We start from the raw sequence: 24074 nt of genomic DNA, 5'->3' as shown, positions 1-24074 counted from the left end.
TTATGAGCCTAAACTTGTTTTTAAAAATTTCATCGAGTCCTCTCTTTTACGGCGCAATGCCTCATTTACGCCATCCCAATCGATAGTCGCGTCCAAGCGCATGTCTTTGGGATCTTGCAAAGCTCTATTTTCAAGCCCGAATAAGCCCAAAAGCGAGCTAAAGCGCGACGCGCCGCGACTAGCGTTAACGAGCACAAAAAACGGCTTATTAAAGATTATAGAAAATACGCAGCCGTGAAATGAATCGGTTAGCACGAACTCCGCGTCCATAATAGCGCTTAGCCACGCTTTTATGCCGATGCGGTTGCCGCGGTCGTTCACCTCATCTATCTCTAGTCCGCTTTGCTTCTTTAATAGCTCTATCGCCGCTTCTGAGCGAGGCGATGGATCTAGGATATAGGCAAAGCCCTTGCGCTTTGGCGCATGGCTTAAAAATTTATCGTAAATCTCTTTGTTAGCCAAAAGCGTAGGATCTAGCACCCAATGCGCATTTATACCAAAGCATTCGCGCGCAAGCTTTACGCCGTCGCGCTCGCGCACAGAAATAGCTTTAAATTTAGCCAAATTTGCAGCGTGAGCTTTTAAATCTGCGGGATTTTTAAGCCCACAGAGCCTATCTCCGCCGAAGCTTGCAGCATAGGCGATCCGCGTGCAGTTAGCCGGCAAAAATCCAAGGCTAAAGCAATCTGCAAAATCCGCAAAATAGCTAGGGCGAAAAACCTGATCGCTTCCTAAAATCACCGCTTCAAAGCGTTCTTTCTCGCACAGCGCCTTTAAATCCGCAAGTGTGCAAACAGGCGCGGTTAAAGGAATATTTTCCGATACAAACTCGCTAGTATCGCGCTCGTAAGAGGGATTAAATTTCGCGCCGCAAAGTTCCTTTTTAAGTGCGCATGCCACTAAAAATTTAATATACGCAATCGATAGTTTACTTCTTTGCAGGCGCAAGTTTATGAGACGTGGCTCATGCCCTAGCCCCACTAGCACGCGGCTTAGCGCGTAAGCTTGTAAAATTCCGCCGTAATTATTTACTAGCGGCAGGGTAAAAATCCCGATCTTCATGCAAACTTCCTATAAATTTTATATGCCGCGATCTTTGGTAGCGCCAAAAGCGCTAGCACTTTATTCGCAGCGGCGATTTTTTTAAGCCTAGCAGCGATGAAATCATCGCAATCAAAATGCGTAGCGCTATAGCGCTGGATCTGAAGCTTCTGGCGCAAGATGTAACGCCTAAGCGGATTTTTCGCGCCGTAGAAAATTTCGTTTTTGCACTCCACCTGGCTTTTCTGCGAGCGCTGCACCTCCGCTGCGGATATCCGCTCGCAAAAAATCGCCTCGCGTGCCTGCTTCGTAGGCTGCGAAAACAGCGCGTCGATCTGAGCTGCGCGCGTAATTACGAGCGATGTGCCGCGCCACTCGCTCATTTCGCTTTGCAGCCACGCATCCATCAGCACGATGTCGGCGCATTTGGCAAAAACGTCGGTGCAGGCGTTGCACGCAAGTGGGGTAAAAGCGCGCGAACTCCAGTATGCAAAGGCGCTACTACTGCGATCGTCTATCGCCTCACTGCCGTCTGCAGCACGAAATTTAAAGCCAAAGCTCATCGCGCTTTTGCCCGCGATTTTATATCTGTAATTAACCGCCGCGAGCTGCTTATGCTCTTTAAACGCAAGATCTGCCAGCTTATGCGTAAAACCAGCACCCTTGCCCTGTCCGCAAACCAGCCCAATAATAAAGCTTATGCGGGATTTAAGGCGCGGATTTTTACTCGCAGCAAGCCTTAAGGCCTTGGCAAAACACGGCAGCGCGCTAATCGCGTATCTACCCTCACGGCGCGACATCTCCTTTAGCACTGCTTCAAGCGTGAGCGGATAGTAAGCGGACGAGCGCGCGCGAGTAAGCTCATCAGCATTTTTTATCACGCTAAATTTAAATAGCGGCACGGAATTTTCGCCCGCATAATTTCGCGCGTTTTTGGAATTCTCGCAAGCAAAATTCTGCGTTGATACGGAATTTTCACAAGAAGCTTTAGAATTCTGTGCGAAATTTTCATTTGTAAAATTCTGCGCGGAATTCTGTGTAAAATTTTCGCAAAAGGAATTTTGCGCACTCGTAAAATTTATAGAATCATCGTCCGCCAAATTCTGCGTTAAATTTACCATTACGGAATTCTGCTCGGAATTTTTGGTTGCGGAATTTTGCAAATTCTGCGGCTGCGCTAAATTATTGCAGGCAGAAAAATCACGCTTGGAATTTTGGGCTATAAAATCCCCCTCGTCCGCAGGCACAGCGCAAATCGCGTAATCTATGAGCCCGCGCGCAAAAAGCTCGCGAAAAATATAATCTCCCGCACCGCCGCTTGCACTGCTTAGGCGCTGCACTTCATCTTTTTTGTAGAATTTGTAAGTGGCTAAAAACCTGCCAAAATCAGGGCTAAAGCTTTTCAGCTCTGCGTATGATTTAGAATTTAGCTCGTTTTCGAGCATGTCTTTTTCGTAAAACGGGCAGACTTTTAGGCAGATATCGCATTTGTCGCGACACCCTTCGCCCTCCTCGGGCGCGTAAAATCCATTGCCTCCAAGCCGCATTTTTAGCACGCTAAAAGGGCAGCTGCTTGCGCAGACGCCGCAGCCGATACAGCGGTCTTTCGTAACCACTTCGCTAATTACATTGAAGCTCAAGCCCGCCTCCTTATCTTAGCCGCAATGCCGCCAAAAATCGCGCGTTCGTAGTCATTCATCGCCCAAAAATATGCGCTTAGCACAAACATAGCCGAATAAAGCCCGCCGCAAATTAGCAAAAAGCTCACTCCATGCAAGCCTAGTGCATAATTTATCGCTAGGCTTACTGCGATTGCAGGAGCAAATTTTACTACCATCGCGCCGATATTTCGCCAAAATTTAGCGATGTCAAGTCCGATTACACGAGCATAGTAGATATTCATCACGCAGATATTTAGCAAGGTGATCGCAAAAGCCGTGCCGCACGCAGCGCCCACGCCACCGTAAGCCTTAGCTAGCGGAATAGAAATAGCGATATTTACGAGCGTGACACAAAACGCGGCGATTGAGCGAAATTTGACTTTGTTTTTTGCCTGAAGCACGGCTAGGCCTAAATTTTGAATCAACGGCACGCTTACTGGAAGCACCAAAATAAGCGCGATTGCGTATGAAATTTCATAATTTGCGCCAGCCCATAGCACGATAAACTCCCGTCCAAAAATCACCAAAAGCGACGCGATAAAAAATATCACGTAAAATTGCAGCCTGCCTATTTTGATAAATTCCGCGCTAAGCTCGGAATCGGTGGAGTTGGCAGAGACCATTTTGGCGATTTTAGGAAGCATCACACCGCTAATGGTGAGTGAAAGCGTGACGAAAGTGGCATTTATCGTGCTTGCTACGGCATACGTGGAGACCGCTGTAGCGCCTGCGACCGCGCCTAAGATAAAATTATCGACATTCCAGTTTACTTGATCGACTACGATGCCTAAAAATATAAAAAACGAGTAGCCAAAAATTTGCTTAAGCGTGGGGGCGTCGAAATTTCGCACGCTTATCACGGGCGAGACTTTGCTTTTGCAATAGATGAAATCTGCCGCGACGCAGATTAAATTTACCGCCGTAGCGATGATTACGATCGCGATAGCCTTATATCCCAAAAGTAGCGCAGGCACCGCAGCTAGCGGCAGAGCGATCGTACGAAAGATCCCAATTAGCTTGATAAATACGAAATTCTCATGCGCCGTAAGGATCGACGAATAGATGCTAAAAGGAAAACTAATCGCTAAATTTGCAGTTAGTAGCATTAGCATAATGCGAATTTCGCCCATCTCACTAGTACTTAGCTTAGCGCTAAAAATCGCGTGCAGATTGGCCAGCAGCGCAGCTCCTGCAAGCACGATCACCGCGCTCATTACCAAATACACGCTAAAAATCGTGCCGTGCAGCTTATGCATGCGCTCCACTTCGCCGCTTGAGACGTATTTGGCGGTATAGACCGTCACGGCGTTACCAAAGCCTAAATCCAAAATCGCTAAATAGCCAATAACGCTGCTAGCTAAAGAATACAGCCCAAACTCGCTCTGCCCCAGCGCCCGCAGAAAAAACGGCGTATAAACCAAAGTAAGTATCGTAGAAACAAAGATATTCACATACGATAGCACGACGCCGAGCTTGCGCTGCGCGGCTTCGGGGGCGTTTAGAATTTTAAGCAAACAAGGCTTCCTTTTGCTCGCCGCTATTAAACGCGGCGGAGTAAAATTTTAAAATTTCAAATCGCACTTTCACGCTAGAACCTAGAGCTTCTTTTCCCAATTAAGCGCGCTTAGGATGATCTCATCCAGGCTCTCGTGCTCGGGATGCCACGAAGTTTTGGTGCGAATTTTATCCGCATTTGAGATGAGGCAGGCAGGATCGCCCGCTCTGCGCGGAGCGATCTCTACTTTAAAATCCACGCCGCTTACTTTTTTGGCTTCATTGACGACCTCTTTTACGCTAAAGCCCGTGCCGTAGCCTACGTTAAAGACCGCGCTATCACCGCTTTGCAGATAATCAAGTACCGCCAGATGCGCGCTTGCGAGGTCTTCTACGTGGATGTAGTCGCGTATGCAGGTGCCGTCCTTGGTGTCGTAATCATCGCCGAAAATGCTCATCTTATCGCGCTTGCCGACGATAGTTTGGGTTGCTACCTTAATTAGATGCGTCGCGTTCGGGTAGTTTTGCCCGATCGTGCCGTCGCTAGCCGCACCTGCAACGTTGAAGTAGCGCAAAATTCCATATTTAAAATTTGGATTTGCCGCTGCCGTGTCTTTTAGCACCCACTCGACCATCAGCTTGCTTCTGCCGTACGGATTGATCGGATTTTGCGGAGTTTCCTCGCTTACTTGCGGGGTGTCCGGCTCGCCGTAGGTCGCTGCCGTGGAGCTAAAGATAAAGTCTTTCACGCCGTATTTGTTCGCAAGCGCGATCAAATTCATCGCGTTGGCGGTGTTGTTTAGATAGTATTTTAGCGGATTTTGCGTGCTTTCAAAAACCTCGATAAACGCCGCAAAGTGAATGATCGCGTCGAATTTCTCGCGTTTAAAAAGCTTCTCGATTGCAGGGGTGTTTTCTAGGCTCTCTTGCACGAACTCAAACTCGCCTATCTTGCGAAGTGCCTCGATCGCTCGCATCGAGCCTTTGCAAAGATTATCCAGTATGACGACGTCGTGGCGGTTTGCTTCTAAAAGCGCCTTTGCAACGTGGCTACCGATGTATCCCGCGCCGCCTGTGATTAAAATTTTCATCTATTCTCCTTCGGATCAAATTTATCAAAATACGCGATTATAGCCCCTTAGATTAAATCGCTGGTCGCACGCGCAAAAATACGGGGAAGCGCGGCTTTTTCTCGCGGGTTAGGTTTTGGTATTGATAGGTGATGATAGTGCCTACTTTAGGCGGATTTGCCCGCATTTCGTCGCTAAAGCCCGTGCCTACTTTAAATTTCGCTCCGCTACGTAGATCCACGCAGCTAAGCGAGCCCATCTTGCCCTCATTTTTGCCGTAGCCCGGGTTGATTTTTACGACCTTGCACTCGCTATCGTGCGTCTTTTTGTATTTTAAAATTTTATCGCTGCGGCCGCTTTCATAAAGCGCGTTTGGATCGCGCAGCACGACGCCTTCGCCGCCAGAGGCGATGACGCGATCGAAATACGCCTGCACGTCGGCGTGCGTGCTTACAGGGGTTTGCTGCACGATGAGTAAATTTTGCGCGCCGCTTGAGCCGATAAAATTTCTTAAAATTTCCATCTTCGCGCTAAGGTTTTTCTGCTCCTTCGGCAGGTCAAACGCGTAAAATTTCACCCTGCTCCAGCGCTCATCTGGCACGCTAGAAGAGACGATCGAGACGAGCTGCTCAAACTCCCCGCGCGCCGTGTATAGCTCGCCGTCCACGAAAAACGGCGGAAAGCCCGCGCTCCAGCCCTCGGGAGCGTTTATGATCTTACCGCGTCTGGAGCGCAGATTTTTGCCGTCCCAGATCGCGCGCACGCCGTCTAGCTTCTCGCTGATCACCCAGCCGGTGATATTCATGCCGGGAACGTACTCTTTAAGCAGCATCGGTTTAAATTTAGCCTCATCCGCGACCGCGCCGCAGGCCAAAAATAGCGCACCCAAAACCGCGCCTTTTAAAATTTTAAAAATTTCACTTCGCATATGCCGCTAGCTCCCTTTCTATAAAGTTGCAAAAAACGGGCGTATAGCTCATGCCCGCGCACTCTTTTTGCAAAAATTCGCCCATCACCGCGATATAATTTAGATAATCGTCCTTGGTGATCTTGCCGCGCAAAAGCTCGTATTTTAAAAACAGCCAGTAGGTGTTGAGCACATCGGATCTGCAGTACTCGTCGATCTTGGCCTGCTCGCCGCCGTAATACAGCTGTAGGACCTGATCGCCGTGCACGTCGTATTTGCCGGGAAGGCCCACGCTGGCGCAGATATGATCGAGCTTGAGCCCGCGAACGGCGCCAAAATCACTGATGTGATCGAGCAGATCCAGATGGAACCGCCCGTCGTAGCGGCTGCGGTAGTTCTCCCATTTGCTCTTGTTGTTATCGCGATCGTTCGTCTCAAAATACGCCGCGGCGCTTAGATCATAGCGCATCGCGCGCGCCATAATCATCGGCAGATCGAACCCGCGCCCGTTGAAGCTCACGAGCCGCGGATTAAAATCCTCGATGAAGGCTAGGAATTTTGCGATTTTATCGCGCTCGTTCTCGCCATCAAGCGTCGAGACGCGCAAAAATCTGCCGAATCCGTCCGCCATCACGGCGCTAATACTAACGACGCGGTGGAAGCAGACGGGCAGGAATTCGCTGCCGGTTTTTTCTTTGAAAATCTCCATCGCCCTAAGCGAGAGCAATTTGTGGTTTAAAATTTTGCTTTTATCCGCGTTAAAGATCGGCTGCTCGCCGTAAATTTTAAAATTTAGCGCGTTTAACGCGAGATCTTGCGCGGAATTTAAAGCGAGATTTTCGCTCTTTGAGCTTTGGGATGCGGAGCTTTGAGGCGTAGAGCTTTCCACTGCAAAATTCTGAGGCGCAGGGCTTCGGGGCGTAGAATTTTCCGTCGCGGCGCCCTGTGTTGCGGAGCTTTGAGGCGCGGTATCGTCGTAGGTTAAATTTAGCGACGCGGAATTTTTGGGCGCCGTATTTTGCGACATAGAATTTTCGCTCGTAAAATTTCCCTGCGCGGGGTTTTCAGCGGAATTTTCGCTCGCAAAGCTTTGAAGCACAGCGTCTTGCTGCGTAAAATTTTGAAACGCGGAATTTTGCTCGGAATTTACAATTTTAGAATTCTGCTCCGCCGAATTTACAGCAAAATTTAAAGACGGGCTTTGCTTCTCGCCGCCGATCTTTTGCGAGAGCTGCGCGTCAAGAAGCTTTGCGAAGCTTTTTTTATCGAAAGGCTCGAAGCAGTCCGCGATCGCGTCCTCATCCAGCACCCGCACCAGCGCCGCTACGTCTGGGATCGTCTCGCAGTCGAATACGCAGATATAATCCTTTTTCATTAAGCTCCTTTCTGGCGGTTTTTACCGCTTTTTTCAAAAACGGCTCTTAAATAATCCTCTATCTCCATGCCGTTTTTATGTACGCGCGCTAATCGATCTCCTCGCTCATCCAAGGTTCTCATCGCCGCTTTCAATCTTAAAATTTTACGCTGCCGCATTTTCGTGGCAAAAAGGGGTGTATGCGGAGGCGCGGCCAATTTCGCTACCGCTCGCCGCGACGCAATTACCGCGCGCAAAAGCGTGCCGATCGTTAAATTTATCCTTCGATCAAGCGCTTGATACCCGGCAAAAGCTCGCCGGACGCCTCGGAAATCCTGCTTCGCAGCACGCTAAAATCGCCGCAGTAATCGCTCAGAAGCTGCAAAATGTCGTCTCTGATAGCTTGCGAGCGCTCGGTTAAAAGCAGCTCCTGTAAAAGGATGAAAATTTTACTCTCATGCGCCAGCGTGCAGCCATAATATGGATCAAGGTAATAATCTAGACACAACAAAAGCGAGGCTTTCTCGGCCTCGTCATCACCTCGCAAAACGGCGGCGATGCCTTCTACGCCGCCCTCGGCTATCCGTCTATGACTATCGTCGTAAAAAACTGTGCGCGTCAAATTTTGCCCTTTTTGCACGCCGCTTATTCGGCCTTAGCCGCATCCTACACAAGGATCGTCTTACCATCGGCGTCGGTCGCCACGTCGCCCATGCCCATGATGTTGTAGCCGCAGTCGACGTAGTGAACTTCGCCTGTCACGCCGCTAGCAAGGTCGCTGAGTAGATACATCGCGCTTTTGCCGACGTCTTGCGTCGTGACGTTGCGTTTTAGCGGCGCGTTGATCTCGTTGTAGCGTAAAATCATCCTAAAATCTCCTATTCCGCTTGCGGCAAGCGTTTTGATCGGGCCAGCGCTGATAGCGTTTACGCGGATACCGCGCGCGCCAAGATCGTGAGCGAGATAGCGCACGGAGCTTTCAAGAGCTGCTTTTGCGACACCCATTACGTTGTAGTGAGGCACGAATTTAGGTCCTCCGAGGTAGGTTAGCGTGAGCACCGAGCCGCCCTCTTTTAGCACCGGTAGCACCGCGCGCGTGAGGCTTAGTAGCGAATACACGCTCGTGCCCATCGCAATATCAAAGGCTTCTTTGCTCGTGTTGACGAACTCGCCTTCTAATGCTTCTTTCGGCGCATAGGCCACCGCATGCACGACGAAATCAATCTCGCCAAGGTCTGTTTTGATGCGATCCGCAAGACCGTCCAAGTGAGCTGGGTTGTTTACGTCAAGCTCATAGACGAATTTGCTCCCAAACTCCTCCGCGATCGGCTCTACGCGTTTTTTTAGCGCGTCGTTCAGGTAAGTAAACGCCATTTGCGCACCCTGGGCGTGACAAGCTTCGGCGATGCCGTAAGCGATGGATTTGGCGTTAGCGACGCCGACGATGAGGCCTTTTTTGCCTTTTAAAATCATTATTTCTCCTTTCTATTTTGCTTGGCTTTTAAGCGCCTTTGAATGAGTTTTGATTTTGCTCCCTGCGACAGGCTACATGCCTAGTCTTGGTCGCAAAATCTGCAACAACATTCAAATCCATCTCAAAATCTTTCGCAATTTGACTTAAAAATTTTGCAATTCAAATTTAACAAAACGTCAAATTCTAAACATAAATCGACAAGCGGAAATATCGCTAGGCGGATTTAAATGTTTTGAAGTAAATTTCGTCCCAAGACTAGGCATGTAGCCTGTCGCAGGGCGAAATTTACGAAATCATTTAAAGACGTCAGCGAGATGATGCGCTAATAAGCTCCAAGAAACCAGAAGCGTCCCAGCTCGCCGTACCCACTAGCACCCCATCGCAACCTTTTATCGCGCAAATTTTTGCGATATTTTCAGCATTCACGCTGCCTCCGTAAAGTAGAGGTGCTGAGCTTTTGGTGCGCAAGAGCTTCAGCATTCTTTCGATCTGCTCACGCTGCGCGCTTCTGCCCGTGCCGATCGCCCAGACGGGCTCGTAGGCTAGTACTAAGCTCGGATATTTCAGATCGATACCCTCAAGCTGTGTCGCTACAAACTCCTCGCTGCGATCTTGCGCGAATGCCGCCTCGTCCTCGCCGACGCAAAAAACGATGCGCCAGCCCTGCGCTGCGGCAAAACTGAATTTCTCTCTTATCAGCTCCGCGCTCTCGCCCAAAATGGCGCGCCGCTCGCTGTGACCGATAAGAACGGTTTTGACGTCAAATTCCGCCAGCATATCGCCGCCGATCTCGCCCGTAAAGCTGCCGTGCGCGGCAGGATAGAAATTTTGCGCGCCTTGGGTGAAATTTTTTACCTTCGCGCAAAATGCGCTAGCAGGAGGGAAAACCAAAATTTCATTCTCGCGCGAAATTCCGCCCGCTAAGCTTTCATCTAAAGCTTTGGCGTATCGCTCAAAGCTAGCGCGGGTATGGTTGCATTTAAGATTCGCCGCTAGTATCATCGCAGCTCCGTTTTAGCAGTAAGCACTCGCACGCCCGGCAGCTCCTTGCCTTCGATGAGTTCTAAGCTCGCACCGCCTCCGGTAGAAATAAAAGTCATATCATCGGCGTTGCCCGCGCGTTCGACGACATCTGCAGTATCGCCGCCGCCCACTACGGTCGTGGCGTCGCTATCTGCGATCGCGTGCGATATATGCAGGCTGCCGCGAGCGAATTTATCGATCTCAAAAACCCCCATCGGTCCGTTCCACCAGATCGTTTGTGCATCGTCTAGGGCTTCTTTAAAAAGCGCTACGGTTGCAGGTCCGATATCTAGCCCCATCCAATCGCTTGGAATTTCTTGAACGGTAACCTTTTTTGTAACGGCATCTTGCGAGCATTGCGGAGCTGCGACGGCATCGACGGGGATATAAATTTTAACCCCAAGCTCGCGAGCATTGCGGAGAATATTTTTTGCTTCCTCGATTAGATCCTCTTCGAGCAAAGATTTGCCGATGTCATATCCGACGGCTTTTAAAAACGTAAACGCCATGCCGCCTCCGATGATGAGCTTATCGACTTTAGGAAGTAAATTTTTAAGCGCCTGAAGCTTGCCGCTTACTTTGCTGCCACCAGTTACGGCTACAAAAGGACGCGCAGGATCTTTAATAAGGTCTTTGGCAAATTTTATCTCTTTTAGCAATAAAAATCCCGCCGCCTTATGCGCCTCATCGTAGAATTTCGTAATCGCCTCTACCGAAGCATGCGCGCGGTGGCATACGCCAAAAGCATCGTTGATATAAAATTCCGCGTAGCTTGCGAGCCTCTTAGCTAGTGCTTCGTCGTTTTTGCTCTCGCCCTTTTCGAAGCGCAGATTATCTAGTAGAAGCACTTCGCCCTTTTTAAGCGAATTTACCGCAGCGCCTGCCTCCTCGCCCGCGACGTCGGAGACAAATTTTATCTCGCGCTCCAAAAGCCTAGATAGTCTCTTTACCACAGGCTTTAGGCTAAGTCTTTCTTCGTATCCGTTTTTCGGGCGCCCTAAATGACTGGCTAAAATTACCGCGCAGCCCTCGTCTAAGCAATATTTAATCGTAGGGATAGACGAACGAATGCGACGATCGTCCGTAATATTGCAAAACTCATCCATCGGCACGTTAAAATCGCACCTGATAAAAACGCGCGCGCCGTCTTTAAATTTCAAATCTTTAATCGAAAGAATTTCGCCCATCTTATTTCCTTCTTTTTGCCGCATATAGGGCTAAATCGATGAGGCGCTCACTATATCCCCACTCGTTGTCATACCAGCTCATCACTTTTATCAGATTGCTGTCAATTACCTGCGTGCAGTCGCTAGCTACGATACTGGAGTATTCTGAAGTACAAAAATCGCTGCTGACACGGCTATCGTCGTCTACGAGCAAAATTCCTTTCATCTCTTTAGCAGCATAGCGGCGGAAAATTTCATTTAGCTCCTCAGCACTCGTTTGTTTACGCGTTAGCACCGTTAGATCAACCATCGAAACGTTAGCCACTGGCACGCGCACCGATTGTCCGTGCATCTTACCGCTTAGCTGCGGAAGTACCTTACTAATCGCTTTTGCCGCACCCGTCGTGGTCGGAGCGATATTAAGAGCCGCAGCGCGTGAACGGCGAAAGTCCTTGGCTTTTACATCGACTAGACTCTGTCCATGCGTATAAGCATGAATTGTCGTCATCAGACCCTTTTCGATACCAAGCTCATCGTCTAGAATTTTTGCAATCGGAGCTAGACCGTTAGTGGTGCAGCTAGCATTTGAGATGACGCGCTGTCCTGCATAAGCGCCCTCATTAACGCCGATTACGAAAGTAGGCGTATCGTCCTTGGCAGGTGCGCTCATTACGACTACGCCGATACCGTTATCTATGAACGGCTTGCATTTTTCGCTCGTTAAAAACGCACCAGTACATTCAAGCACAGCTTCTGCACCATCGCCCGCAAAATCAAGCTCCGCAGGCTCTCTGGTGGAATAGACGCGGATCTTTTTGCCGTCTACGGCTATGCATTCGTCGCTTAGAATTTCTACTTTTTTATGAAATTCGCCGTGAACCGTGTCGTATTGAAGCAGGTATCTCGTAAGCTCGCGCTTAGCGGTATCGTTGATCGCCACAAGCTCTACATCGTCCCTGCTTAGCGCAATTCTAGCCGCGCACCTACCGATCCTTCCAAAGCCGTTAATTGCGATTTTTACTGCCATAAGGTTCTCCTTATTTGGGATGTTTTCAGCTGGAATTTTACTAAATTTGGGTTAATCTTTGATTAAATAAAAAGTCGCGAAATCTAGGATTTACTTTTTGGCTATATAATTCGCGAACTTTTTTTAAAGGAGAAAAAATGAGACGAATTGTATTCTCGTCATTAGCGGCAATCGCGATTTTAAGCGGATGCAACCAACCTAAGGCCGATACGGCTCCGCAGCAAAAGCAAGAGTCTGTAGCGCACACGATCGTATTTCTGCTAGGAGAGACCGGAGATAAGCGCATCAGCCTTAGCTCGAACGATATGTTCGCAACAGGCGTGTTAACCGATGAAAAGGGTAAGAAGCATAATCTTAAACGCGCGGCTTCCGCAAGCGGCATAATGCTTACGAACGACGAAGGTATCGAGCTTCTTTTCAAACGCGGAGAGGGAGTGTATACACCGGGAAAAGGCAAGAAGGATATTCCGGTAACCTACACCGAGCACGAGCACAAAAGCGGCGAAATGATGTAGCCGCGGCGGGGTTAAATTTAAGCGCCCTAAAAAGCGAATTAAATTTAACCCCTCATTTCTAATTTCGACTTCTTTATCCATAGCAAAATTTAACCCTCGTTTCGATCTCTTTGATCTGCAATAATATTTAACCTTTTATTTTCGCTTCTTTCGTCCACGCAAATTGAGCTTTTTTTGTAAATTTGAGCTCGCGTGCGTTAAAAAATAAGCTCCGCAAGCCCGAAATCCTCAAATTTTAAAAATCTCCATTTAATTTGCGCTCTACCTACGAATTTTTAGTTTTAAACCGAATTTCACTTCAAATTCGCTAAACTGCGCCGAAATTTTAATAGGTCGGTGCAAATACGGCGCAAACATATAATTTAGCGAGATTACTGCATGGATAGCATTAAATTTTACATAAACGATTACGAGGTGGACGGCCAGAGCTTTACCGAAGTCGTCGTTGCGATAAAAGGTGAGCCTCTGCTCGAGCTAATTAGGCGGCGCGAGCAAAGCTTTGCCGCAAAGGACGGGCAAGCTAGCGTCGCGGGAGACTACGCCTATTTGAGCCTAATTGATTTTAAAAAGCTCTTTTTGGATGCGCTCTTGCCTAACGGACAGCTTGCGGCTAGCGACGAGCGAAGCGTCGTGCTACTAGGCTGTCCGTGCGGGATCTGGGGCTGCTGGTACCTCGCGCTTAAGGCTAAATTTGAAGCAGATACGATCAGATTTAGCGACTTTACGAACCCGCGCCGCAAAGATTGGCGATATGGGCTTGAGTTTAAATTTGACCGCGTGAGCTTTGTAAGCGAAATTTCTAAAATCGCCTCTTTTAATAAGCTCTAAAATTTAGATCTAAATTTAGGAAATTTTAACGGCACGCTCGAAACTGCGCCGAAACAAACTTACCTTTTCCTTGGCAAAATTTAGCTTTAAAGCGGAATGGCTGCCTCGCAAGCTCATAAGATTAAAATTTTCGCCTCGCCGCTGCGCAAAACATCCAGCAAAATATCATAAAATTTGCCCAGCCTTAGTTTTAAAATTCCGCCCCTTTTAATGACGACGAAGACCTGTCCACCCCGCTCGCCCAGCGCGTCATAGAGCGCGTCTAAATTTGCAACGTATTCGGGCTCGAAATTTAGCGCTGCGGCAAACAGCGCGAAAATTTGATCTTTGCGCCTAATCTTTGCGCCGTCGATGATGATCTTTGCGGCGCGGCATGTTTTAAAATTTAAACTCATTGCACGCGCTCGAAACTTTCGTAATGATCGGCGGTGTAGAAGATCAGCCCGTCGTTTGAAAATATCAGCCGCTTCGCGCCGCGCGGGCCGCCGCGATACTCGATGTCGCATTCGCGCCAAATCCGCCCCTTTTTATCAGGCAATCTGCGCTCGAAATTGCCGAAACGATCGCCACCTATGCTCTTGCCGCGCGCGTATCGCCACAGATCACCGCCCTGCCAGCCAAGCTCATCGGCCTGCTTTTTCGTGATAAAATTTTGCGGCAAAGTGCCCGTACGGCGGATATGAGCGCTCACGCACTCCCTGCTTACGCAGGGCTCATCCGCGAGCTGATTTTTAGAATTTGCGGCGGGATTTTGCGAGTTTGAAGCTTCATAATCTGCGCTGCGTCGCCTGTGGACGTCCGCCTCATCTTTAGGATTTGCGGCGGCGGGCTCGTTTTCTCGCGGATGAGATTTTAAATCTCCTAGGTCTGCTCCGCCGTCTGCGCTTCTTGCACCGCTCTCATCTTTTGCGCCGGCGCTGCTTGCAGGATTTTGTGAGCTTGAAATTTTGCGATCGGTGCCGCTTTTGATATCTTGCGCGCCGCTTTTACGAGAGGCGACATCTAGGGTTTTGGAGGTAAAAACCCGCTCATCTTTAGCCGCGGAGCCGCGCGAATTGGAGATAAAATTTAGCGCCAAAAGAAGCGCTGCGAAAATTGCGAGCGGGATCAGCTTTTTTGCCACCGCTAGCCTCTTTTACGCGTGGCGAAGCGAAAATAGAGCACGATCGCCGCTACTATCGCGCCTAGAACCAGCGGAGCGATCCACGGCGCGTCCTTGATATGCACATAGAGCTCGCGCACGAAATCACCCGCGTAGTAGCTCAGTAACCCCACCACGAGCGCCCAAATGAGCGAGCTTACGGCGTTGATGACGCTAAATTTCAAAAACGAATATTTTGTGATGCCGATCGCGATCGGCACAAGAGTTTTGAGGCCGTAGATGAATTTTTTGATTAAAATTATGCGGTCGCCGTATTTGCGAAATAAAATTTGCGCCAGAGCAAGATTGCGGCGCTGTTTGCGCAGATAGGGCATGATCTCTTTTTTATTGTAACGGCTTACTAAAAACAGCCCCGAATCGCCTATGAAGTTCGATATGCAGGCGATTACGATGCATAAGACGATATTGAGCTCGCCGGCCGAGCTTAGCACGCCCGCTGCCGCAAGCGCCAAAAATCCTCCACCCAGCGAATATAAAAACAGTATCAGATACCCCCACGTATGGAGGTTTGCAAACATCGATTCCATCAAATCCTTTCATTAGATCGTATAAAATTCTATAAATTTTGACTAAAGCAGCTTTAAAATTCGGCGCGAAAACTTCACTCCAACATCCCACGACGCCACTTGATTTTGCTGCGACATTAAATTTAAAATTCTGCGCGGCTGTCACGAAATATAAAATTTTGCCGCAAAATATTAAGCAAAATTCTAAAATAAAATTTCTAGACATCAAGCAAAATTTCCGCAAAATTTAACGGTAAAATTTTGCGACTATAAATTTAACGACAAAATTTCGACTTCTTTAGAATTCAAAGTAACTTGCGAATTACACAGGATTTACGCGATATCCTCAAATGCCTCCCACCCCGCGAATTGCAATAAAATTACGCACCTAAGTCTATTATTCTGCAGAAATCACGCGAGCAAAATTCCAAGCTGCTAATAAAACGCCCATAAAGCAAAATTTTTCGCTAAGCTATGCGCCTTGGCATCTTTAGCTAAATTTTACTCATCTGCGCCAATTACTCGCATCAAAAGCGCATAGCCCTCGGTATTTGGATCAAAAGCGCGGTCATTTTTGGTCTCCAGCACCGAGCCGCCTAGGCTCACGCCCGCAAACAGCCCGCCTTTATTCGTAAAGACGTACATATCTTGATTTAGCACGTCTAAAGAGCCAGAATCGGCGCTGTAGTTACCTGCAACTGCCGTCGCATCGCCTGAGAGCGTGATTTGGGAATTTCGCATTTTTTGGATTACATCGTCATGCATTACGAAAATAACTAGATAATTATCCTCATAGCCGATCTGAAGTCCTACGCTGGCGCTGCTGATCTCAGCGCCGCTAACGCTGTGCGCGCCGTCATTATTATAGATGATGATCCCCTCGCCATACATTCCGCCTATGATGAAGCCTAGCTTCTTAACGCTCGGAAATATCACTATCGCGCGGGCTTGCTGCGCTAGGTATTTGTATTGCGCATTCGTGCGCATCACCGACGAATAAGCGCTGGCGCTATCAATGATGAGCTCATCCTCGGCAAATGCCGCGCTAAAAAGCAAAAATAAAGCGATTATAAATTTTTTCATTTCATACTCCTTATTTGGCTATCTCGACCGCGCGAAGCTCGCGTATGACGTTAACTTTGATCTCGCCTGGGAATTGAACCTTATCTTGGATCTCCGAAGCGATCTCTTTGGCGACCAAAACCGCCTCGTCGTCGTTCATAAGCTTGGCGTTTGCGATGACGCGGATCTCGCGACCTGCGTTGATCGCATAGGCCTGTTTGACGCCAGTTTTACTCATCGCGATCGCTTCGATGTCGCTAACGCGCTTTAGATAGCTTTCTAGCACCTCTCGTCTGGCGCCCGGGCGCGCGGCACTTAGCGCGTCTGCGGCACAGACTGCGGCGCTTTCTACGCTGGTGGCCTCCTCGTGGCCGTGGTGGGCGTAGATAGCGTTTATCACTACTGGATGCTCTTTGTAGCGGCGGCAAACCTCGGCGCCCAGATCTACGTGCGAGCCCTCATATTCGTGAGTTAGCGCCTTGCCGATGTCGTGAAGTAGGCCCGCTCGCTTGGCTAGCTTTTGATCTCCGCCCGTTTCTGCGGCGATGATGCCCGCAAGATGCGCGACCTCAAGGCTGTGCGCAAGGGCGTTCTGTCCGTAGCTAGCGCGAAATTTAAGCTTACCGATGAGTTTTAAAATTTCGGGGTGAATTTTACTAAGGCCTAGATCCATTACGATATTTTCGCCCTCTTCGGCGATGTTAGCTTCAAATTCATCACTTACTTTTTTGTAGATGTCCTCGATACGAGCAGGTTGAATTCTGCCGTCCTCGATAAGAGTTTCGATGACGCGAACGGCGATGGCGCGGCGGTAGAGATTGTGCGAGCTTACGATGATCGCATTTGGGGTATCGTCGATGATGATGTCCACGCCAAGAGTCATCTCAAGCGCCTTTATGTTGCGCCCCTCTTTGCCGATGATGCGGCCTTTAAGCTCGTCATTTTTGATATTTACGACGTTGATAAGTCGCTCAGCGGCAAACTCGCCCGCGAAGCGCGACGTAGCCTGCGCCAAAATATAATTCGCCTTTTTTCGCGCCTCTTTTTTGGCTTCCTCTTCATATTTTCGCACGATGTGAGCGATGTCGGTGCGGCTTTGCTCCTCGACCTTTTTAAGCACCTGCGCGCGCGCTTCATCCTGCGTAAAGCCCGCCACGCGCTCCAAAACCTTAAGCGCTTCGGCTAGCTTCTCTTCATAGCTTTTCTTTAAATTTGAGCCCTCTTCGTAAAGGAATTTCGCCTCTTTTTTGGCACTTTCGAGCTCTTTTTTGCTGTCTTTTAAAATCTCTTGCTCGGTTAGAAGCGCGTGCTCCTTTTTACCGAGCTCGTCAAATTTAACGTTAAATTCTTTCTGCAGTTTGCTTGCTTTATCTTCGTATTTTTTCTTCGCTTCAAACTCAGCTTCCTGCACCGAAATTTTAGAATTTCGCAAGATGCCCTCGGCTTCAAATTCTATCGCTTTAGCTTTAGCTTTGGCTTGTTCGACGAAGAAATCGTAATTGGCGTTATTGATCTTTCTAGCTACTAAGTATCCTATGCCAGCGCCCACCGCAAGAGCGCACAAGGCGATTAAAATCTCTATCATACTTTCCTCTTTTTAGGTAATTTTGGCTCGGAGTTATGTAAAAATCGCCCTTTACGTCGTGATCAAGCGATAAAATTTCGCTGCAAAAGCAGTCTTTTATACTCACGAACGCGATTGCGGGCTTAAGCTTCAGACCTGAAAAAAACATATCGTAAAATCCTTTCCCATGTCCTATTCTAGCCATTGCGCCATCCACTCCGATAGCTGGAACCACGGCTAGATCGACCTTTTTAAAATACCCGTTTTGCGGAAGCGTCTGCCGCAACCCAAAGCGCGAAATTTTAAAAGGCTGGCGCAATCTTACCATTTTTAAGCTAATATCCACCATAAACGGAACGTAAAATTCGCAGCTTTTTGATAGCTTTTTTCTTAAAATCAAAACGTTCGGCTCGTAGCTCATCGGCAAAAATATCAAAATTTTGCGCGCTTTTAAAAATTTTACCAGTCCCTCTATGCGCCTTAAAAGCACGTAATGCTCGCATCTAGCCGCACGCGCGGTATGAGATTTTAGACGCGATTTGCAAATTGCTCTAAATTCATTCTTTTGCATAGCTTAAGCCTTTTATAAAATTTTAACGCTTATTTTAGCTAGTTTTTGTATAATCTTGCGATTAAATTTTAAGGTTTATTATGAAATTTCGTTTTTTTCTAGCGCTTTTTACGGCTTTTTTCTTTCTTGCAGGTTGCAGCGATGATGAGGATAAAAAATCAAGCGATACCCCGACCGAAGCCAATACCACGCAGCCGCAGTCCGAAACCGAAGCCGTAATCCAGGTCGATTATACCGCTCCTTTTACACTTCAGCTAAGTAACGGAAAAATTTTAAATATGCAAAAGACAAAGCAAGGCTTTCATATCGATAACAACTCCACCGTGACGCTATTTGCGTTTTTTACGCCGTGGTGCGACGCCTGCGCCGTGCAGGTAAGCGCACTAAATGCCGCCAAACAAGCCTACTCCGGCAAGCTTGATATCATCGGCGTGATGATCGGTGATGCGAGCCTAGACGACGCTAAGGCCTACGCAAGCGCGCACGAAGTAAATTACGCGATCGCTTACGGCGAAGGAACGGACTTTTTTACAAAGGCGCTAGGCGGCATAAACGAAGTGCCGTATATGACGATATACGACGAAAAGGGCGAGTTTAGCGCGCAATATTTCGGGCTGATGCCGGAAGAAATTTTAATGACCGAATTGGAGAAAATTTTCTGATGTTCGAATTTTTTAAAAAAGGGCTTAGCAAGACCATAGACGCGATGCGAGGCGCGAAAAGCGAAGATAAAATTTCAAAAGAAATCCTAGAAGAGATGCTGCTTGAATCCGACGTAGGCTACGAGCTCGTGGAAGAAATTTTAGAAAAACTTCCCGCAAAAAAGCTAGTCGCCAAAGATGATCTCAAGGGCGTTTTGAAGAGCTATTTCGATTACGAGATCGCTAAAGCTGCAGATGAGAAGCCCTTCGTAGAGCTCATCATCGGCGTAAACGGCGCGGGCAAAACTACAACAACCGCAAAGCTTGCAAATTTATATAAAAATAGCGGCCAAAGTGTAATTTTAGGCGCATGCGATACCTTTCGCGCGGGCGCGGTCGAGCAGCTGCGCAAATGGGCGCAGATCCTAAATCTACCGATCGTGGCGACCGCGCAAGGGCACGATCCCGCAGCCGTGGCGTTTGACACCGTTAGTTCGGCAAGTGCCAAAAACATCGATCGCGTCCTGATCGACACCGCAGGGCGCCTGCAAAACCAGAAAAATTTAGCCGCGGAGCTAGAAAAGATCGTGCGAATATGCGACCGCGCAAAAAGCGGCGCACCGCACCGCAAGATCATCGTGCTCGACGCCACTCAGGGCAATCACAGCGTCGCGCAAGCCAGGGCGTTCAACGAGATCGTAAGGCTCGACGGCATCATCATCACGAAGCTCGACGGCACGCCCAAAGGCGGCGCACTTTTCGCCATAGCGCGCGAGCTACGGCTGCCGATACTTTTCGTCGGCGTGGGCGAGCGGATGGAGGATTTGGCGGAATTTAACTCGGATGAGTTCGTAGAAACGCTTGTGGAGGGAATTTACGCTTAGGCTCTGCGCAAATTTACATATTCTCGCCGAACAAGCTTAAATTTTACGCGCCGAAATGCTCGGCAAATTTTGCCGCTCGATTATCTTAGAATTTTACGATTTTCGTTTTATAATTTTACAAAATTTTTACTCACGTGCACTGCATAAAAAACCCGCTCACCCGCGTCCGCTCGCACCAAAATACGTAAAATCCCTCCGCCCGCAACGCGGCGTGCTTACAAGAATTCTTCAATGATTTCAAGCCGCTTAAATTTCACGGCTATCCTCTGCCCGCTCGCAAAGATAAAATCATACTCGCAAACGCCTTCCCGCTTTAGCGAAAATTGATGAACTATCAGATCGTTATTTTTAAAGCTCTTATCATCCGTTTTGAAGTGGACGGCTAGGACGTTTTTGAAAACAAATTTAAAATTTCTATCTCGGTAGGGCGATAAAAATTTCATCGCTAGTCTATCTTCGTTTTTTAAAATAGCGAATTTAAATTCAGTCAAAACGGCGTCGTGAAGGGTTTCTTTCGTACTGAACAGATACCTTTTCGGATCCGAGACGAACTGCCTGATAGGCTTTGCTATTTCGTTTTCATTCTCGCGAAGCGACTTAAAATAATCGTCAAAATGCCAAACATTGCTCCTTCTTTTTATTTTCGCCGTGATCATCCGTCTGTCCATTTGCGCGTCTTTCTTAAAATTTACTCACGTGCACTGCATAAAAAACGCGCTCACCCGCGTCCGCTCGCACCAAAACACATATAAAATCCCGCCGCTGCCGAAATATACCTCGCCGCCTTGCTCGCAGCTTGGAAGCTCGCTGTCAAGCTGCATCAAAAACTCCATCTTTTCGCCGCATATCGGGCACGTCGGCACCAAGGCGCCCTGTATCCATGATGACTCGCCGCCGATGCGCGCGAGGTTTTGCCTGCTGTTTGACATCCCCCAGTCCTGAGCCGTCCAGCGCGCGGGCGTAGGCGCCAGCGCGACCTCGCACTTCTTTATCGGCTCGTCCTGCACGTATTCGACCTGCGTCCTTTCGCCGATACGTCGCGGCATACCCTGCGCGTCGTGCTCGTAAAAGACTATCTCGCCTTCATTTATCTCTCTGATGTGCGCGGCGAGGACTAGGCGCGGCAGCGAGCGCACGGGCAAGTCACGGGGCAGCGGATCAAGCGTGATAAGATGAAATAGCGGATTTTGCGCATCGCCGTTCGCCTCGTCCAAAACCCCGCCGAGCTTATATCCTGTCTCGCCGCCCTCAAACCGCCAGGTCGGATGGTGCTTCGCCAGATGCGGCGCGTAGGGCGCGCCGAAATAGCCGCGCGGAAAGATTATGTGATACGCGCGCTGGCCGCAGTATCTTTTGAGCCTGAATTTCTCACCGCCAAAGCAAATTTCATCGTTCGGCGCTTTTTGTGATTTATCGGCGGCTGGCTCATTTGAGTTAAATTTAGAATCGTGTTCAGCTGCGCACGCTTTAAAATTTTGGCTCGCTGCCGATTTTAACTCGCCAGCGTTAAATTTAACGGCACTTGCCGCATCGCGCGCTTCATCTAAATTTTTGCGCGATAGATCGCACTCATCCGCTTGCAGCAACGCTGAAGTAGCGCCGCCCGGCTCGTTTGACATCTGCGATAGATCGCGCTCGCTAGGTTGGGTTTGTTTGGCGCCGCCGCATTCGTCCGCATCCATTTTTACAATTTCATTTGCTGCCATTTGAGCCGCACCGTCTGCGTCAAATTTAGATCGCTCAAAAGTAAATCCCACGGCCTCCAGCCAGTAGCCTATATATTCGAGCAAATCGCACGGGCGATCGAAAAAATCCTCTGCAAGCGCGAACTCGCAGGCAAATTTTACGTTTCGCGGCTCGCGGGTTTGCAGCAGGCAGCTAAAAATTTTTTGCCGCTCATCTTCGCTCGTCTGCGGATCCGCAAGCTTCTCACGCCAGATTTGCGAGCTCTCGTAACTAAGCCCGCGCCACGGATACTCCGCGTAATACGTGCTCTCGTTCGGCTGCAATTTAAAAAGCTCGCCCAGATACTGGTGCAAAAACGGCGCGAACTCGAGACTTGCCATGACGATGACCTCTTCGGCGTTTTTCCAGCGCGCGCTCTTTTCATCTCTGCCGCGTTGCCGTACACTTTTGCCTGTGCTTTCGTCCGCCCGCGCCGAGCGCGCATTCTCTCCCATCTGTGCCGCGCTTTCGTCCTGCTTCGTTTTGCGCCACCCTGCTGCTTCTTCGCGCAAAATTTCAACCGCAGTGGCGATCAGAGCTTTAAAATCCTCCTTGCCTACATAGCCCAGAGCGTCCTTTAGCAGCGTGCGGCCGTCCCCCCGCCCGCGCAGCAGGCCGTCTGCTAGCGCAAAATACGCCGCCGCATCACCTTGTAGCCGCCAAAACCGCTCGTATAAATTAGGCATACTAAAGCCGTCGCGTTCAAAATCTCGCACCAAGCCTAGCGCTTCGTCCCGCTTACCCATCTTGCCATCCTTACTTTTGAAATTTTATTTTGATAATTTTAGCGTAAATTTAGGTTAAATTTTGAAGGCGGTTTATTTTGTATGTCGAAATTCTATGGAAAAATATGAGAGATTAAATTCGGCGACGAATTAAAATTTAGAAGTACGCCGAGCCCCGTAGAGCCCGGCTAAATTTTAAAATAGCTCTTAAATTTAAAAACTATCGTCTCTTTTTTCAAAGATCAGATGCAGCACGTAGGTCACGGCGAAGGTCAAGGTGCTAGGCACGATCCAGCCGAGCATCGAGTCGTAAAACGGCATCATCTTCACAAACGACGTCACAAGCGGCACCGAAATCCCCAAAATATCAAGTCCGTTTATGACGCCCTCGACGACGCAAACATAGACGCAGGCGCGGTAAATCAACTTGCTCGAATCAATCCACGGATTAATCAGCGAGAGGATTATCAGCATGATCGAGATCGGATAGATGGCGACGAGCACGGGGATGGAGCCTTTGATGATGGTCGTAAGGCCGAAATTTGCGACTCCAAAGCCGATCACGCACCAAGCGATCGCCCAGGTTTTATATTTGATCTTGCCTTTCGTAAGCTCCTCGAAGTATTCGCTAGCCGAGCTTATAAGGCCCAGCGTCGTGGTGATGCAGGCTAGGAAAAACGCACTGCCTAGGATCACGACGCCAATTCTTCCGAAATAATGATCGCTTACTCGCGAAAGAAGCTCCGCTCCGTTGATATTCGGCGCATCTTTGAAAAGTTCTGCGGAGGTCGCACCCAGATAGCCCAGCATGAAATATATCGTCATCAGTATGACGCCCGACATCATTCCCGCTTTTATGGTAGAGGTGACGAGGTGCTTCTCGTCGCTAACGCCGGTTGCTTTAATAGCGTTAATTACGATGATTCCAAATGCCAACGATGCAAGCGCATCCATCGTCTGATAGCCCTCTACGAAGCCCTTTGCTGCGGCATGATCGACATACTCTCCGCTAGGAGCTACGAAGCTTCCGATAGGAAACAAAAATCCCGCGCCGAAAAGTAACAAAATAAGCGCCAAAAGTATCGGCGTAAGGTATTTTCCTAGTAGATCGACGAGCTTTGAAGGGTTCATACAGATGTAATAGTTTAGCGCAAAATATGCCGCAGAATAAACAAATAGCCAAATTTGAAGGCGCTCTTCCGCAATAAAAGGCTTAATCGCGATGTCAAAAGGCATATTCGCCGCGCGCGGTATCGCAAAAAGCGGCCCGATCGTAAGATATAAAAGCGCGGTAAAAACGATCGCAAACACCGGATCTATGCGGCGCACCAGGCTCTGAAGCCCCTTTGCGCGCGCAATGCCTGCGACGCCGAGCACCGGCAGAAGCACCGCCGTAGCGCAAAAAAACATTATCGCGATATAAAAATTCTGCCCCGACTCCCTGCCAAGACCCGGCGGAAAAATAAAATTTCCCGCACCGAAAAACATCGCAAATAGCGTAAGCGATATCGTCAAAAACTGGCTTCTACTAAGCTTGCCCTTCATCTTAAAACCTTCCTTGCTGGATTTGAAACTTATATTGTAGTTACAAATGTTTAAAACATATTTAAATTTAGCCGAAATTTAGCTAAAAATTAGCTTTTTTACGATTTTTTGGCGGACACGCAGCGCGCG

24 protein-coding genes are annotated in these 24074 nt (G+C 48.7%); 4 read left to right on the top strand and 20 right to left on the bottom strand.

Annotated elements, in window-relative coordinates; translation table 11 throughout:
- From Q0537_RS01760 to gap, 11 genes are all read right to left on the bottom strand, one after another.
- Positions 1-1062, bottom strand: coding sequence for a polysaccharide pyruvyl transferase family protein (locus tag Q0537_RS01760; protein WP_299224587.1), 1062 nt, complete (start codon positions 1060-1062; stop codon positions 1-3).
- On the bottom strand, positions 1059-2681 hold the full coding sequence (locus Q0537_RS01755) for a Coenzyme F420 hydrogenase/dehydrogenase, beta subunit C-terminal domain (protein ID WP_299224585.1): 1623 nt from the start codon (positions 2679-2681) through the stop codon (positions 1059-1061). The genes Q0537_RS01760 and Q0537_RS01755 overlap by 4 nt, the downstream gene beginning before the upstream one ends.
- A complete protein-coding gene (locus Q0537_RS01750; protein ID WP_299224583.1) occupies positions 2678-4216 on the bottom strand; it encodes an oligosaccharide flippase family protein in 1539 nt (512 codons plus the stop codon). The genes Q0537_RS01755 and Q0537_RS01750 overlap by 4 nt, the downstream gene beginning before the upstream one ends.
- Before the next feature lie 81 nt (positions 4217-4297).
- Entirely contained in the window at positions 4298-5287 is a 990-nt protein-coding gene (gene galE, locus Q0537_RS01745; protein WP_299224581.1) for a UDP-glucose 4-epimerase GalE, read from the bottom strand.
- A 52-nt stretch (positions 5288-5339) separates the two neighbouring features.
- Entirely contained in the window at positions 5340-6194 is an 855-nt protein-coding gene (locus Q0537_RS01740) for a DNA ligase (RefSeq protein ID WP_299224578.1), read from the bottom strand.
- The gene (locus Q0537_RS01735; protein ID WP_299224577.1) at positions 6184-7548 is read right to left on the bottom strand and encodes a 3'-5' exonuclease; all 1365 of its coding nucleotides are present in this window, start codon (positions 7546-7548) and stop codon (positions 6184-6186) included. The genes Q0537_RS01740 and Q0537_RS01735 overlap by 11 nt, the downstream gene beginning before the upstream one ends.
- A gap of 256 nt (positions 7549-7804) precedes the next feature.
- Positions 7805-8149, bottom strand: coding sequence for a hypothetical protein (locus tag Q0537_RS01730; protein WP_299224575.1), 345 nt, complete (start codon positions 8147-8149; stop codon positions 7805-7807).
- 44 nt (positions 8150-8193) lie between these two features.
- Positions 8194-9000 carry an enoyl-ACP reductase FabI gene (fabI, locus tag Q0537_RS01725; RefSeq protein ID WP_299224573.1) on the bottom strand — a complete coding sequence of 269 codons (807 nt, stop codon included), beginning with the start codon at positions 8998-9000 and terminating at the stop codon, positions 8194-8196.
- A 307-nt stretch (positions 9001-9307) separates the two neighbouring features.
- A complete protein-coding gene (locus Q0537_RS01720; protein ID WP_299224570.1) occupies positions 9308-10003 on the bottom strand; it encodes a triose-phosphate isomerase in 696 nt (231 codons plus the stop codon).
- On the bottom strand, positions 10000-11211 hold the full coding sequence (locus Q0537_RS01715; protein WP_177386771.1) for a phosphoglycerate kinase: 1212 nt from the start codon (positions 11209-11211) through the stop codon (positions 10000-10002). Before Q0537_RS01715 ends, Q0537_RS01720 begins: the two co-directional genes overlap by 4 nt.
- A 1-nt stretch (position 11212) precedes the next feature.
- A complete protein-coding gene (gap, locus tag Q0537_RS01710) occupies positions 11213-12217 on the bottom strand; it encodes a type I glyceraldehyde-3-phosphate dehydrogenase (RefSeq protein WP_299224568.1) in 1005 nt (334 codons plus the stop codon).
- A 137-nt stretch (positions 12218-12354) separates the two neighbouring features.
- On the opposite strand from gap, the gene Q0537_RS01705 reads away from it, so the two are divergent.
- Both Q0537_RS01705 and Q0537_RS01700 read left to right on the top strand, forming a co-directional pair.
- Positions 12355-12732 (top strand): hypothetical protein, encoded by a 378-nt coding sequence (locus tag Q0537_RS01705; protein ID WP_297905289.1) that lies wholly within the window; start codon positions 12355-12357, stop codon positions 12730-12732.
- A 378-nt stretch (positions 12733-13110) separates the two neighbouring features.
- A complete protein-coding gene (locus Q0537_RS01700) occupies positions 13111-13560 on the top strand; it encodes a hypothetical protein (protein ID WP_299224566.1) in 450 nt (149 codons plus the stop codon).
- Positions 13561-13673: 113 nt separating this feature from the next.
- Here the strand turns inward: Q0537_RS01700 and Q0537_RS01695 are convergent, their stop codons facing one another.
- From Q0537_RS01695 to Q0537_RS01670, 6 genes are all read right to left on the bottom strand, one after another.
- The gene (locus Q0537_RS01695; RefSeq protein WP_299224564.1) at positions 13674-13955 is read right to left on the bottom strand and encodes a barstar family protein; all 282 of its coding nucleotides are present in this window, start codon (positions 13953-13955) and stop codon (positions 13674-13676) included.
- On the bottom strand, positions 13952-14683 hold the full coding sequence (locus Q0537_RS01690; RefSeq protein WP_299224562.1) for a ribonuclease domain-containing protein: 732 nt from the start codon (positions 14681-14683) through the stop codon (positions 13952-13954). The genes Q0537_RS01695 and Q0537_RS01690 overlap by 4 nt, the downstream gene beginning before the upstream one ends.
- A 2-nt stretch (positions 14684-14685) precedes the next feature.
- Positions 14686-15249: a DedA family protein gene (locus Q0537_RS01685; RefSeq protein ID WP_299224560.1), complete on the bottom strand. Its 564-nt coding sequence runs from the start codon at positions 15247-15249 to the stop codon at positions 14686-14688.
- A gap of 480 nt (positions 15250-15729) precedes the next feature.
- Positions 15730-16311: a lipid-binding SYLF domain-containing protein gene (locus Q0537_RS01680; RefSeq protein WP_291938039.1), complete on the bottom strand. Its 582-nt coding sequence runs from the start codon at positions 16309-16311 to the stop codon at positions 15730-15732.
- Positions 16312-16321: 10 nt separating this feature from the next.
- Positions 16322-17875, bottom strand: coding sequence for a ribonuclease Y (gene rny / locus Q0537_RS01675; RefSeq protein WP_299224558.1), 1554 nt, complete (start codon positions 17873-17875; stop codon positions 16322-16324).
- A complete protein-coding gene (locus Q0537_RS01670; RefSeq protein WP_299224556.1) occupies positions 17808-18425 on the bottom strand; it encodes a 5-formyltetrahydrofolate cyclo-ligase in 618 nt (205 codons plus the stop codon). The genes rny and Q0537_RS01670 overlap by 68 nt, the downstream gene beginning before the upstream one ends.
- Positions 18426-18505: 80 nt before the next feature.
- Between Q0537_RS01670 and Q0537_RS01665 the strand changes: the two genes are divergently transcribed.
- Both Q0537_RS01665 and ftsY read left to right on the top strand, forming a co-directional pair.
- Positions 18506-19087 (top strand): TlpA disulfide reductase family protein, encoded by a 582-nt coding sequence (locus tag Q0537_RS01665; protein ID WP_299224554.1) that lies wholly within the window; start codon positions 18506-18508, stop codon positions 19085-19087.
- Positions 19087-19950: a signal recognition particle-docking protein FtsY gene (ftsY, locus tag Q0537_RS01660; RefSeq protein ID WP_299224552.1), complete on the top strand. Its 864-nt coding sequence runs from the start codon at positions 19087-19089 to the stop codon at positions 19948-19950. Before Q0537_RS01665 ends, ftsY begins: the two co-directional genes overlap by 1 nt.
- Before the next feature lie 215 nt (positions 19951-20165).
- On the opposite strand, the gene Q0537_RS01655 is transcribed toward ftsY, so the two are convergent.
- From Q0537_RS01655 to brnQ, 3 genes are all read right to left on the bottom strand, one after another.
- Positions 20166-20618, bottom strand: coding sequence for a hypothetical protein (locus tag Q0537_RS01655; protein ID WP_299224550.1), 453 nt, complete (start codon positions 20616-20618; stop codon positions 20166-20168).
- 24 nt (positions 20619-20642) lie between these two features.
- Complete coding sequence (locus tag Q0537_RS01650) at positions 20643-22421, bottom strand: hypothetical protein (RefSeq protein WP_299224548.1); 1779 nt, start codon at positions 22419-22421, stop codon at positions 20643-20645.
- A gap of 192 nt (positions 22422-22613) precedes the next feature.
- Complete coding sequence (gene brnQ / locus Q0537_RS01645) at positions 22614-23945, bottom strand: branched-chain amino acid transport system II carrier protein (RefSeq protein ID WP_299224546.1); 1332 nt, start codon at positions 23943-23945, stop codon at positions 22614-22616.
- Positions 23946-24074: the final 129 nt, after the last annotated feature.

It is taken from the genome of uncultured Campylobacter sp. (assembly GCF_938017775.1).
Lineage (GTDB): Bacteria > Campylobacterota > Campylobacteria > Campylobacterales > Campylobacteraceae > Campylobacter_B.
Note: the sequence above shows the minus strand (reverse complement) of the source record. Positions and strands in the feature narration are given on the sequence as shown.